This is a genomic window from Arthrobacter glycogeni, from assembly GCF_054511155.1.
The window spans coordinates 81,625-94,479 of sequence record NZ_JBTNDE010000007.1 but is presented as its reverse complement, the minus strand read 5'-3'; the positions used below and the strand labels follow the sequence as shown (position 1 = coordinate 94,479).

At 64.9% G+C, this 12,855-nt stretch carries 10 protein-coding genes; all 10 read right to left on the bottom strand.

Going from position 1 to position 12,855, the window contains the following annotated elements; genetic code table 11:
• Position 1: 1 nt before the first annotated feature.
• Positions 2-1,054, bottom strand: coding sequence for a hypothetical protein (locus ACX80O_RS06760; protein ID WP_459332952.1), 1,053 nt, complete (start codon positions 1,052-1,054; stop codon positions 2-4).
• 7 nt (positions 1,055-1,061) lie between these two features.
• Positions 1,062-1,727, bottom strand: coding sequence for a nicotinate-nucleotide adenylyltransferase (gene nadD, locus ACX80O_RS06755; protein ID WP_459332951.1), 666 nt, complete (start codon positions 1,725-1,727; stop codon positions 1,062-1,064).
• 34 nt (positions 1,728-1,761) lie between these two features.
• Positions 1,762-2,007, bottom strand: coding sequence for a hypothetical protein (locus tag ACX80O_RS06750; protein ID WP_459332982.1), 246 nt, complete (start codon positions 2,005-2,007; stop codon positions 1,762-1,764).
• Positions 2,008-2,101: 94 nt separating this feature from the next.
• On the bottom strand, positions 2,102-3,385 hold the full coding sequence (locus tag ACX80O_RS06745; protein ID WP_459332950.1) for a glutamate-5-semialdehyde dehydrogenase: 1,284 nt from the start codon (positions 3,383-3,385) through the stop codon (positions 2,102-2,104).
• 9 nt (positions 3,386-3,394) lie between these two features.
• Entirely contained in the window at positions 3,395-4,534 is a 1,140-nt protein-coding gene (gene proB / locus ACX80O_RS06740; RefSeq protein ID WP_459308386.1) for a glutamate 5-kinase, read from the bottom strand.
• Between the two features lie 2 nt (positions 4,535-4,536).
• Positions 4,537-6,195, bottom strand: a complete 1,659-nt coding sequence (gene obgE / locus ACX80O_RS06735; protein WP_459332949.1) for a GTPase ObgE — start codon at positions 6,193-6,195, stop codon at positions 4,537-4,539.
• A gap of 115 nt (positions 6,196-6,310) precedes the next feature.
• Positions 6,311-6,571, bottom strand: a complete 261-nt coding sequence (rpmA, locus tag ACX80O_RS06730; RefSeq protein ID WP_081743419.1) for a 50S ribosomal protein L27 — start codon at positions 6,569-6,571, stop codon at positions 6,311-6,313.
• Positions 6,572-6,606: 35 nt separating this feature from the next.
• Entirely contained in the window at positions 6,607-6,915 is a 309-nt protein-coding gene (rplU, locus tag ACX80O_RS06725) for a 50S ribosomal protein L21 (RefSeq protein WP_019482657.1), read from the bottom strand.
• A 228-nt stretch (positions 6,916-7,143) separates the two neighbouring features.
• Positions 7,144-10,431: an Rne/Rng family ribonuclease gene (locus ACX80O_RS06720; protein ID WP_459332948.1), complete on the bottom strand. Its 3,288-nt coding sequence runs from the start codon at positions 10,429-10,431 to the stop codon at positions 7,144-7,146.
• Between the two features lie 419 nt (positions 10,432-10,850).
• Positions 10,851-12,824, bottom strand: coding sequence for a 1-deoxy-D-xylulose-5-phosphate synthase (gene dxs, locus ACX80O_RS06715; RefSeq protein WP_459308391.1), 1,974 nt, complete (start codon positions 12,822-12,824; stop codon positions 10,851-10,853).
• Positions 12,825-12,855: the final 31 nt, after the last annotated feature.

The following is a 12,855-nucleotide window of genomic DNA, read 5'->3' as shown; positions in this document are numbered from 1 at the left end:
TTCAATTGAGGACACCGGCAATCATCATGATCCCGGTGACGAGCGCCAGAGCGCCCAGACTGACAATGGAATACTGCACTAGCTGCAGGCGTTTGACCCGCGCCAGCCCCGCCGTCATGGCGTCGAGTGGTTCGAGCCCATGCGCTGTCCGTGCTCCGATGGGAACCGCCGCCGACGTCGCTGCTGCCTTCGGCGCCGAGTGGGGAAACCCCGGCACGCGGATGAATTCCTTCGGCGAGACAATCGGTAGATTGTGAGCAGTGGTGGGATCGTTGACGCTCGGCTTCCGCTGTTCATTTGCCTGCGAAAGCTGCTGCATCTTCTGTGCACGGCTGTTCAGCACGGCGGCGCGCTCGGCCAGCGCTTTCTGCTGTGCCAGGATCTCCAGGTCGACCGTGAACGGATCATCCTCCCGGCCCGCTGCCATCTTGACGACCTGCGCCTGTGCCTGGCGGACAATGGCCTGCCGGGCGGCCAGCGCCTGCCCGATGCTCATCTGGTCGAGGTCAGGTGCGGTTTGCCGATCGTCCAGCACCCCTTCCTGCCCGGTCGGCTCAGTGACAAGCCCGCCGGTGTCGGTTGCTGGGTCGTCTGGCCGACGACGACGGTCCCTCCTGCCTCCTTCCCGCACGGGTCCCAGCCCGGCAGCCGGGCGGTCGACCTCAGGCGCAGACTCGGCGTCGGGGGTGCGCGGCAGCGCCTGATGGCTCTGCGTTGCGGTGGTGCCCTCCTGGCCGCGGCGTTGGCGGCGGAACGGCTCGACCGTCTGCTCGGGGCTGGGGCGCTGCTCTGCCAGTGCACGATATGCCCGCAACGCCTCACGGTCCCGGGCACGGGCCTGGGAGACCCGTTCTCCCGGGTGTACGGTTTGAGCGTCCACCGGGGCGTCTGCAGCGCGGCGGCTACGCCGTTCGGTAGCAACCAGATCGGTATGCACGAGCCTGCTGTTCACCAGCTCACCGGCCTGTGGCTCCAGTGTCTGTTCGTCAGCATTCGTCCCGCGGGTATGCCGATGGGACTTCCGGCTGTGTGCGGATTCGTTGCTGTTACTCATTGCTTTCTCACCCAGTAGTAGATTTCAGGTCGTTGTGTACATCGTGTGGCCGAGTGGTTCCGGCCGCGTCGCGGTAAAGCTCGTGCTTGGCGATGTACTGCACCACGCCGTCGGGCACAAGATACCAAACAGGGTCGTTGAGGGCGACCCGTCGCCGACAGTCTGTCGATGAGATCGCCATCGCCGGAACCTCCAGAAGGCTCACGTCCCGGCCACGCCCATCAAGTTCGTGGCCCGGGCGGGTGACTCCGATGAAGTGGGCCAAAGACCACAATTCGTCAGCGTTCTTCCAGGACAGGATCTGGGCCATGGCGTCGGCGCCGGTAATGAAGAACAGCTCAGCCTCGGGCCGAGCCACCTTGAGATCGCGCAGTGTGTCGATGGTGTAGGTAGGACCGGGACGGTCGATGTCTACCCGGCTGACGGTGAAGCGTGGGTTCGATGCCGTTGCCACCACAGTCATCAGGTACCGGTGCTCGGCGGCGCTGACCTCACGGTCCGCCTTCTGCCAAGGCTGCCCGGTGGGGACGAACACCACTTCATCAAGGTTGAACACCGCGGCGACTTCGCTCGCGGCCACCAGGTGACCGTGATGGATCGGGTCGAACGTTCCGCCCATGACGCCCAAACGCCACGGACTCCCGTCCGGGTGTGCTCTGTCAGCTGGATTCACGTCGTGTGACTTAGGTCCTTCCCCACTGCCGCGTTCAGCGGTGTGAGGATTCGCCGTGGTCGTGCTTGTTGGGGTGCTGCTTGTGCGGATCGGCATGCTCCTCAACGGCCTCGTGGCGGTTGCCCAGGCTGGAAAAGGCCAGCGTCACGAACATCAGGGCCACCAGTGCACTCATGATGAGTGCCCCATACAGCACCGGGTCCATCGGCAGTTCGACGACCGTGTGTTCCCCGCCAGTCTCGCTGGCTAGGAGCGTGGTAGTGAGAAGCTGAGAAAGCATATATTCTCCCCTTGAAATTTGAGGTGCTGGTTAGCCGGTCAACACCAGCCGGCGATTAGGTTCCCTCCCATGTTACGCGCTTCGTGGCGTGGCCCTAGGACCGGACCTGACCATCACCCTGAAGAATCCATTTGGTCGTGGTCAGCTCGCGCAGTCCCATCGGACCGCGTGCATGCATTTTCTGCGTCGAAATCCCCACCTCGGCGCCCAAACCCAACTCGGCGCCGTCAGTGAAACGAGTGGAGGCATTGACAATCACTGCCGCCGAGTCAATGCCGGCAATGAACCGCTCCGCGTTACCCAGATCATTGGTGATGATCGCTTCGGTGTGCCCCGACGTCCACCGCCTGATATGGCCGATGGCCTCGTCCAGAGAGTCCACGGTGGCGACTGCGAGGTCGAGGTCCATGTATTCGCGGGCCCAATCGTCGTCGGTGGCGAGGTCTGCTTCGACGCCGTCGGGCAGGCTGTCAAGGGTCCGCTGGTCGACGTGCAGCCGAACCCCGGCACCGGCCAAGGCCCGCAACACGTCAGCAGTGGCGCTGGAGTCACTGTGGACGAGAAGGGTTTCCACCGTGTTGCAGACACTGGGGCGCTGAGTCTTGGCGTTCAGCAGGATGTCGACGGCCATCGCCGGATCGGCGCTTTGGTCAACGAAAATGTGAACGTTCCCTTCGCCGGTTTCAATCACGGGCACCGACGAATTGGTGACTACCGTCTGGATGAGGTCGCGCCCGCCACGGGGAATCAGGACATCCACCCGGCCGCGCGCCGTCATCAACACAGTGGCACCCTCGCGTCCGTACTGATCGACGCTTTGCACAGCATCGGCGGGAAGACCCGAACGGACCAAGGCCTCCCGGATCAGGTCCACCAACGCCGAGTTGGTGTGGGCTGCGGCGCTTCCACCGCGCAGGATCACCGCGTTGCCGCTCTTCAGGGCCAGGCCTGCAATGTCGACTGTCACATTGGGCCGCGCCTCATAGATGGCCGCGACGACGCCCAGCGGCACATGGACCTGGCGCATCCGGACCCCGTTGGGCAGCGTCTGCCCCCGTTCCAGGGAGCCCACTGGATCGGGAAGCCCTGCCAGATTCTGCAGCGCTTCGGCGAGCCCGGCAATCCGGTCCTCGGTGAGACTCAGCCGGTCCAACAACGCCTTCGACGTGCCGTTGGCCAGCCCGGCTTCAACGTCAAGAGCGTTGGCTGCCAGAACCATCGAACTGTTGGCCACGAGATCCGCACCGATGGCGAGAAGTGCCCGGTCCTTGGCTGCCCGGTTGGCTGCGGCCACCAGCCGCGCCGCTTCGCGTGAGCGGTCGGCAATGGCGTGGACAGCGGCTGTTACATCGGTCTGCTGTTCGGTCACTGATGTCATGCGCCTAGTCTAACGAAGCACCACAAGGTCGTTCACGTGAACCACTGAGCGCTCGTATTCGCGGCCGAGCTCTTTGGACAGCTCGCGAGTCGTCCGGCCGAGCATCCTGGGCAGTTCGAATGAGCTGTAGTTGACCAGACCGTGGGCGACGACATGCCCGCCGACGTCCACCATGGCTACCGGATCGCCGGCTTCGAAGTCGCCACCGACCGAGACGATTCCCGCGGGGAGCAGTGACCGCCTGCGCTCCCCGACTGCTTTCGCCGCGCCATCATCGAGTGTGAGGGTGCCCCGAATGTCGGCAAGGTGCGCAAGCCACAACAGGCGGATAGGCTGCCGGCGGCCGCTGGTGCTGAACCAGGTGCCGACGTCGGCGCCCGCCAGCGCTGCAGCGGCATTGTCGGTTGAGGTGACCAGGGCGGGGATCCCGGAACTGGCGGCAATCGTCGCCGCCTCCACCTTGGTGACCATGCCCCCAGTACCGACCCCCGCCTTGCCTGTCCGGCCAATTTCCACACCCTCGAGGTCCTCCGGTCCGCGGACCTCTGGGATCCGCTGGGCGCCGTCTTTCGGCGGGCCGTCGTACAGGGAATCGACGTCGGACAACAGCACCAAGGCGTCGGCTTTCACCAGGTGCGCCACCAGCGCGGCCAGGCGATCGTTGTCCCCGAACCTGATTTCGTGGCTGGCAACCGTGTCGTTCTCATTGACGATGGGCACCACACCGAAGTTCAGTAGCCGTTCCATGGCCCGGTGCGCGTTGGCGTAGTGACCCCGACGAATCAGGTCCTCTGCGGTGAGTAGCACCTGGCTGACGGTGACCCCGTGCGCGCCGAAGGCGGCAGTGTATCTCGCCATCAGGAGGCCCTGACCGACGCTTGCCGCAGCCTGCTGGGATGACAGCTGATTTGGCCGCCGTTTCAGGCCGAGCGGCGCCAGCCCGGCAGCAATGGCGCCGCTGGAAACCAGAATGACTTCGGTGCCCTCGTTCCGGCGTGCAGCGAGCACATCGGACAGGCCCACCAGGGCTTCCTCGGAGAGCCCGCCGGAGATGGAGGTGAGCGACGACGAGCCCACCTTGACGACAATCCGCTTTGCTTTCGCGAGGCCGGACCGAGTCTTCAGCGCGCGCTTTGACGTCGTCGTCACCCTCAGCGTCCGGTTTCTTCGCTATCGTGCGCGGGTGCCGGTTCGTCGTTTTGCTGGTCGGCGGGTGCTGACTCGCCTTCGGGCACGGCCTGCGAGGTCTCGATGGTGGTTCCAGGGGAGGTCCGCGTCTTGTAGTTGACCGATTCGGTCCAGATTCCGGCCTTACGCTCTGTCTCCAAATCGAGGCGTGCCGCGGCCCGGGCGTCCTTGCGTTCCTGATGATCCTCGCGTTTTTCGTCGCGGGTCGGTCGCACAAACTCGGCCAGACGGATGTCGGTGCCACGCGGTGATGCGAGCAGTTCGGCACCACCCATCATGGTCGGCTCCCAGTCGAAGACGACTCCGTCGCCCTCACCAATGACGACGGTGTCACCCGGCTTGGCACCGCTCTTGAAGAGCTGTTCCTCGACGCCGAGCTTCGCGAGCCGGTCGGCCAGGTAGCCCACGGCCTCGTCGTTGTTGAAGTCGGTCTGCTTGACCCAGCGCACCGGCTTCTCGCCGATAATCCGGAACAGTGGCAGGAGGTTCTTCTCCTCGTTGCGGATGATGAACCCGCGGGAGTTGACGGCCCGGGGCCGGAGGATCGGCGGTGTGATCTTCGGTGGTGTTGCCTTCAGCGCTGCGCGGGCGGCGGTGACGATCTCGCCCATCGCGAAGCCGAGCTGCCGCAGCCCTTCGTGGCTGGACGCCGACACCTCGAACACTCGGTATCCGCGCGCCTCGAGCTCGGGACGGACGAAGGACGCCATATCCTTGCCGTCAGGCACATCGACCTTGTTCAGGGCGATCAGCTTGGGCCGCTGATTCAAGGGTACGACGTCGCCGTCCGGGCCGGCGAAGCTCATGTCGACCGCGTACTTTTCCAGTTCGCGCTCGATGATATCGAGGTCGTGCAGCGGGTTCCGGTCGGACTCCAGGGTGGCGCAGTCAAGGACGTGCACCAGCGCAGCGCAGCGCTCGACGTGACGCAGGAAGTTGTGGCCCAGACCCTTGCCTTCGCTGGCACCCTCGATGAGGCCCGGCACGTCGGCGATGGTGTAGCGCACATCGCCGGACTCGACGACGCCGAGGTTCGGTACCAGCGTAGTGAACGGGTAGTCGGCAATCTTGGGGCGTGCCGCTGACATCGCGGCGACGAGGCTGGATTTGCCGGCGGACGGGAAGCCGACCAGGGCAATGTCCGCGATCGACTTCAGCTCAAGGACGATATCCCGGGCGTCACCCGGGATGCCCAGTAGTGCGAACCCGGGTGCCTTGCGTTTCTGGGAGGACAGCGACGAGTTTCCGAGACCGCCCTGGCCGCCTGAAGCGGCGATGAACTCGGCGCCTTCGCCGACCAGGTCGGCGAGTACTTCGCCGTCCCTGGTTTTGATGACTGTGCCGTCTGGCATCGGGAGGATGAGGGTTTCTCCCTGCTTGCCGCCGCGCCAGTCGCCCATACCGTTGCCGCCGTTGGTGGCGTGGCGGTGGGGTGCATGGTGGTAGTCGAGGAGGGTGGTGGTTTGGGAGTCGACGCGGAGAATGATGCTGCCGCCGTCGCCGCCATTACCGCCGTCGGGGCCACCCAACGGCTTGAACTTTTCACGCTTGACGGAAACGCAGCCATGACCGCCGGTCCCGCCCGACACATGCAGAACCACCCGGTCAACGAAGCTTGCCACGTTGATCTCCTTCGTAAATTGCGAATTGATGCCGAGTCTATCCCGGCTTAAAAAGAAAGTGGGGCGAGCCGGATCGGCTCACCCCACCTCACTGCCAATGCCTGGTGCGCAGGAACTACTCTGCGACCGCGCCGACGATGTTGACGACGCGACGTCCACGGCGGCTACCGAACTCCACCGAGCCTGCCTCCAGTGCAAACAGCGTGTCGTCTCCGCCGCGGCCAACGCCAGCGCCGGGGTGGAAGTGGGTGCCACGCTGGCGAACAATGATTTCGCCAGCCTTGACAACCTGTCCACCGAACCGCTTGACGCCAAGGTACTGGGCGTTTGAATCGCGACCGTTGCGAGTGGAACTCGCACCCTTCTTATGTGCCATCTGCTTTGCCTACCTTTTGATAAAGAACGAAGAGGTTACTTGATGCCTGTGATCTTGACGCGGGTCAGTTCAGAACGGTGACCCTGGCGCTTCTTGTAGCCGGTCTTGTTCTTGAACTTCTGAATGACAATCTTCGGTCCACGAAGATTCTCAATAATCTCGGCAGTGACAGCAACCTTTGCCAGGTCGTCTGCTGCTGAGGTTACCTTGTCGCCGTCGACCAGAAGGAGGGCGGGCAGCTGAAAGCTGCTGCCGGCCTTACCGGTGACGCGGTCAAGGGTTACGAGGTCTCCCACGGAAACCTTTTCTTGGCGGCCGCCTGCGCGGACAATCGCGTACACCACTTGGGAACTCACTTCTCTCGACAACTCTGCTTGGAAAACTACTGGTGTGCGTACTTACACCGGCAAACCACACTGGTTGGTCCTACCGCTGACGCTGTGCATCGACGCCCCGGATGACCGGTTAGAAGGCGAACGCACCGAGGATCTAGATTACGCCAGTTCGGCGGGTTCCTGCAAATCACCCAGGGTGTGGGCGAGTCGCAGTCCACCGCCGGACCGGACCTGTGTCTACAACTCGGACGCGGGAACCCCTACCCCGAGGATCATCGGCTCATCCCTTGCGGGCACCACCGTGCGGGGCTCAGCCTGGGCTGTCGCAACAAACCGTGCCGCCGGGTGCTCGGCTACCCCGTCCTGGTCTGCCTGCTTCCGTTCGATAACCGAGGTTGCAGCGGTCCCCTGGGCGCTGCTGGCGGCCCTGCGCCGGTTACGCCGCGGGCTGCGGGGAGCTGGCTCGGGCGCAGGCGCCGGTTCACCAACCGAGTCCACCGCCGATTCGACCGCCGGTTCGGAAGCGGAATCAGCTGTCGCAGGCTTCCGGTCGAACGCCTGGGTGAGGCTGTCGAGGGTCAACCGGCCCGCCCCCAGCACTTCGGCGTCGCTGCTCTCCGCGCGGGGCAGGCTGACGGTCTCCCCGTTGATTGTCAGCACCACTTCCGCGGCGTCGTGGGCCGCGGGGAGTCCCTCGGCCTCATGCGCTGCGTGGGTAGCCGCGGCGATGCTCGCAAGCGCCACCCTAGCCGCCTCGGCGCGGGTCTGGCGCTCGGCATCGTCCTGTGGCACCTCGGGTGTCTGCTGCTCGTCGTCGGCCGGTGAACTGGGCCGGCTCCGATTGCGCTTGCGTTCACTGCGGGATACCTTCTCCTGGCGGAGGTGCTGCTGGTGGTTATCGGGGGCAACGACGTGCCGCTTATGTTCCACCGGCTCGTCATGTGTAACGACGCCGCGTCCATCACAGTGCTCACAGTTCTCGCCAAAGACCTCCAGGAGCCCGGTGCCCATCCGCTTCCTGGTCATCTGGACCAGACCCAGGGAGGTCACCTCGGCAACCTGGTGCTTGGTGCGGTCCCGGCCAAGACATTCAACCATCCGACGCAGGACGAGATCCCGGTTGGCTTCAAGGACCATATCGATGAAGTCAATGACGATGATGCCACCGATGTCCCGCAGCCGGAGCTGGCGGACCACTTCCTCTGCGGCTTCCAGGTTGTTCTTGGTGACGGTTTCTTCGAGGTTTCCGCCGCTACCGGTGAACTTGCCGGTATTGACGTCAACCACGGTCATAGCCTCGGTGCGGTCAATGACGAGCGACCCGCCGGAGGGCAGGAAGACCTTCCGGTCGAGGGCCTTGTGGATTTGCTCATCGATCCGGCTGGCGAAGAAAATGTCCTCATTGCCGGTCCATTTCTCCAGGCGGCCCACCAGATCGGGGGCCACGTACATGACGTAGGCCTCGATGGTGTCCCAGGCTTCCTCACCGGAGACGATGAGTTTGGAGAAGTCTTCGTTGAAGACGTCACGGACCACCTTGATGGTCAGGTCCGGCTCCCCGTACAACAGCTCCGGAGCCAGTGACTTGGTCGAGCCCGACTTGGCCTCAATGGTCTCCCACTGTGACCGCAGCCGGTTGATGTCGTGGGTCAGCTCTTCCTCGCTGGCGCCCTCCGCTGCGGTGCGGACGATCACGCCGGCGTTCTCGGGCAGACGGTCTTTAAGGATGCGCTTGAGCCGGTTGCGTTCCACATCCGGCAGCTTCCGGGAAATCCCGGTCATGGAGCCACCCGGCACGTACACGAGGTAGCGTCCGGGGAGGGAAATCTGGCTGGTCAGGCGGGCGCCCTTGTGGCCCACCGGATCCTTGGTGACCTGCACCAGGACGGTGTCGCCGGACTTCAACGCCAGTTCGATGCGGCGTGGCTGCCCATCGAGGCGTGACGCATCCCAGTTGACCTCACCGGCGTACAGGACCGCGTTGCGGCCGCGGCCGATATCAACGAACGCTGCTTCCATGCTGGGCAGCACGTTCTGGACCTTGCCCAGGTACACGTTGCCGATCAGCGAATCCTGCTGCGTCTTGGACACGAAGTGCTCAGCAAGCAACCCGTCCTCGAGGACAGCAATCTGGATCCTGTCATCGCGCTGGCGGACGATCATTTGCCGGTCCACCGATTCGCGACGCGCCAGGAACTCGGCTTCGGTGATGACCTGGCGGCGGCGCCCCGTATCGCGGGACTCGCGGCGACGCTGCTTCTTGGCCTCCAGCCGGGTGGATCCCTTGACGCTGGTGACTTTGTTGGAGGGTGCGGCTTCCTGCACCTGCCGGGGTGCCCGGACCCGGGTCACCGTGTTGGGGGGATCGTCGTCCTGACCGCCGGTCAGTTCAAGGTCCTGATCTCCACGGCGACGCCTCCGACGACGACGCGACGTCACACCGTCATCGCTGTCGCCGTCCGGGCTGGCCTCGTCGGCTGGGCCGGCCTCGTCGCTGGGTGTGTCCTGGTCGCTACGGCTCTTACCCCGGCTGCGGCGATTACGACGGCGGCGGCGCCCTCCGGGCTCGGTGTCACTATCGTCGTCGTCATCATCTTCGGCGTCGGACGCCGCGGCGGCGTCAGCTTTCCTGACCGGGGTCGGAGCAACTGTCAGGTCGGGTGCGTGAAACAGTGACGCGGGGATGGCGAACGGGTCGGCTGCCGAGGACACGGGGGCCGGGAAAACGGGCGCCGGTGAAACGGGGGCCGCCTCCTTGGCAGTCTCGGCCGCCTCAACCTGGGCCGCATCGATCGGTGCCGGGTCGGCCTGCGCTTCCACGGGGGCGTCCTGACCTTCAACTGCTGCGGGAGCAGTTTCCTCGGGAACCGGCACCTGCTTCTGCGCGGCCGTCGACCGGCGGCGGGTAATTTTTTTCACTGGTGCCGGTGCGACGTCGGCCGGCGGAACATCGGTGGCTTCGGTGGCGACGACGTCGGCCGCCTGGGCGACGGGGGCCAGCGCTTTCTCGACGGTGGGTTCGACGGCAGCGGGTGCTCCGGAGGGGCTGCTGGCCTTCCGGGGCGCGCGGCGGCGGGCTGGGGCCATCACCGCCTTCTCGGCGACGGGTTCGGCGACCGCGCCAGCGTCGGGAGTGGTCGCCGGAGCGTCGGTAATGATAGCCGGAGCGTCACCAGCGGTAGCAGCAGCGTCAGCGTTCATCTCGCCAGCACCGGCGGACGGCGCGGACGGTGCCTCGGGGAGCACGACGTCGCTGGTAGCAACCTTGCGGCTGCGCGTCGCACGCCGCTTCGGCGCTGCAGCTGGCTCTGGTGCTTCAGTGGTCGCTGACTCGCCGCTGGCGCCCGCCGCAGGCTCTGCTTTGCCCACCGCAGGCTCTGCCTTTTTGCGGCGGGTCCGGGCTGCCTTGGTCACTGGGACGTCGAGCTGCTCCTGCGCGGAGTCCTGAATCTGGTCCGTGGGGTTCTGATCCGTGGGGATCTGATCCGTGGGGTTCTGATCCGTGGTGTTCTGCTGATTATCCATATGGTGTTTTGCTCCAGCCCCTGCGGCGTCGGCCACATTCCGACGCCCCCGGGGGCAGTATGTCGGTTGTCGGCGGGCCTTGGCGCCTCGCGTCCACCGGAAGTCGTCTAGTGAGCTTCGAGGTCGCACCATCCGTGGGGTGCGGCATCACTCGAAGACCAGTGGCGCTTTTCCCTATCCGCTGCTTTCCCAGCGGTTGGCCTGCACAGCGGATTCTCGGCATCCCACCCGTCAGGATGTTTTCACGATGCACCCAGAAGCGTCGCCAGCACAGCCGGAAGCCTGTCACTGGACCGGCCGGGGAATGTGGTTCCCCTGCCAGCCACGTTCATTGTCTCACAGACTGTTTCTGACGCCCTGCTTTCGCGGACAGCGTTTTTGCGCTCCCGGGCACTTCATTGCCTGGTCAGCCGAGCCCGTCAGAGCGTGGGTAACTGCCCGGTCACTGGTGAAGTGAGCCCGGGGAGCGGACGGGCGACGGGCACCCTGGTGCCCAGTACCTGCTCGACGACGTCCTGGGCTACTTTCCGCGCGGTCAACCCAACCCGTTCCAACACTTCGGTTCGCGTGCCGTGGTCAAGGAACTCCACGGGCAGTCCCACCTCGTTGAGCGCGGTGTCCACCCCGACGGCACGCATCTCCTGCCGGATCCGTGATCCGACACCGCCAGCGCGCACCCCGTCCTCGATCACGATCACAATCCGGTGTTCGGCTGCCATGGTGATTACTGATCGACGGACCGGCAGCACCCAGCGCGGATCGATCACCGTCGAGCTGATCCCCTGTGCGCCCAACCGGTTGGAAACATCCAGAGCCAGTTCGCTCATCGCGCCGATACTGACGATGAGGACGTCGTTGTTGCTCGAACCGGAGGGCCTGCGGGCCAGCACCTCAACGCCGTCGTCGAGCCGTTCAATCGCCTGCACCTCAGCGCCGACAGCGCCTTTCGAATACCGTACGACGCTCGGCGCGTCGCCGATGGCAACAGCCTCCCTGAGTTCCTCGCGGAGCCTGGTGGCGTCACGAGGTGCTGCCAGATGCAGTCCGGGAATGATCTGCAGCATTGCCATGTCCCACATCCCGTGGTGGCTCGCACCGTCGGGGCCGGTGACACCCGAGCGGTCCAGCACCACGGTGACCCCCGCCTTGTGGAGGGCGACGTCCATCAGGAGCTGGTCAAATCCTCGGCCCAGGAACGTGGCGTACAATGCCACCACCGGGTGCAGCCCGCCGAAGGCCATCCCCGCAGCGCTGGTGAGCGCGTGCTGTTCGGCGATGCCGACGTCGAACACCCGTTCAGGGTACTTTTCGGCAAACTTGTGCAGCCCCACAGGGATCAGCATGGCGCCGGTGATGCCGACGATGTCCTTGCGCTCGTCGGCGATGGCAGCAATTTCGTCGGCGAACACGCTGGTCCAGGACTGCGGTCCGGCCGCGCCAACCGGTTGTCCGGTTTCGGGGTCGATGATACCGACGGCATGGAACTGGTCGGCGTCGTGGGCCCGGGCCGGCGCGTAGCCGTAGCCCTTCTCCGTGATCGCATGGACGATCACCGGTCCCTCGTAGTTGCGCGCCTGGTGCAGGGCATGCTCTACGGCAGCCATATCGTGGCCATTGATGGGTCCGATGTACTTCATGCCAAGGTCTTCGAACAGACCCTGGGGGGCCCACCAGTCCTTGATGCCTTTTTTCGTGGCGTGCAGGCTCTTGTAGGTGAAGCGGCCGAGCGGGCCACCGTTCTGGAGGCGCCGTTTGGACCAGTCGAGGGTCCCTTCATAGACGCGGTGGGTGCGGACGGTGTCAAGGGTTGGTCGCAGGGAAGCCAGGTAGTCGGCCACACCCCCGATGGTCGGCGCGTAGGACCGGCCGTTGTCGTTGACAACAATCACTACGCGACGTCGTTTGTCGGCCGCAATGTTGTTGATCGCTTCCCAGGCCATTCCGCCGGTCAGGGCGCCGTCGCCCACCAGCACCACCGTGTAGCGGTCACCTTCACCGGCGATCACCCGGGCGCGTGAAATCCCGTCGGCCCAGGACAGGGAGGAGGACGCATGGGAGCTTTCCACGACGTCGTGTTCGGATTCGGCGCGTGAGGGGTAGCCGGAGAGGCCGCCCTGTTGACGGAGGGTGCTGAAGTCCTGCCGTCCGGTCAGCAGTTTATGCACGTAGGACTGGTGGCCCGTGTCGAAGATCACTGCATCACGGGGGGAATCGAAGATCCGGTGAATGCCGAGGGTGAGCTCGACGACCCCCAGGTTGGGGCCGAGGTGGCCACCGGTGCGGGACACATTCGTGATGAGGAAGTCACGGATCTCCGCTGCCAGACGGACCAGCTGGTCGGCGGTCAGCCGGCTGAGGTCCTGAGGGTGGCGGATGGTTTCCAAGAGTCCCATCGGAGCCTCCTTGCGTTGGTCATTCCCGCCG

Excerpts from the sequence above, each read along its gene's own strand:
- ACX80O_RS06760 (WP_459332952.1), bottom strand. The coding sequence starts at position 1,054 with ATGAGTAACAGCAACGAATCCGCACACAGCCGGAAGTCCCATCGGCAT.
- ACX80O_RS06750 (WP_459332982.1), bottom strand. The coding sequence starts at position 2,007 with ATGCTTTCTCAGCTTCTCACTACCACGCTCCTAGCCAGCGAGACTGGC.
- ACX80O_RS06745 (WP_459332950.1), bottom strand. The coding sequence starts at position 3,385 with ATGACATCAGTGACCGAACAGCAGACCGATGTAACAGCCGCTGTCCAC.
- rpmA (WP_081743419.1), bottom strand. The coding sequence starts at position 6,571 with ATGGCACATAAGAAGGGTGCGAGTTCCACTCGCAACGGTCGCGATTCA.
- ACX80O_RS06720 (WP_459332948.1), bottom strand. The coding sequence starts at position 10,431 with ATGGATAATCAGCAGAACACCACGGATCAGAACCCCACGGATCAGATC.
- dxs (WP_459308391.1), bottom strand. The coding sequence starts at position 12,824 with ATGGGACTCTTGGAAACCATCCGCCACCCTCAGGACCTCAGCCGGCTG.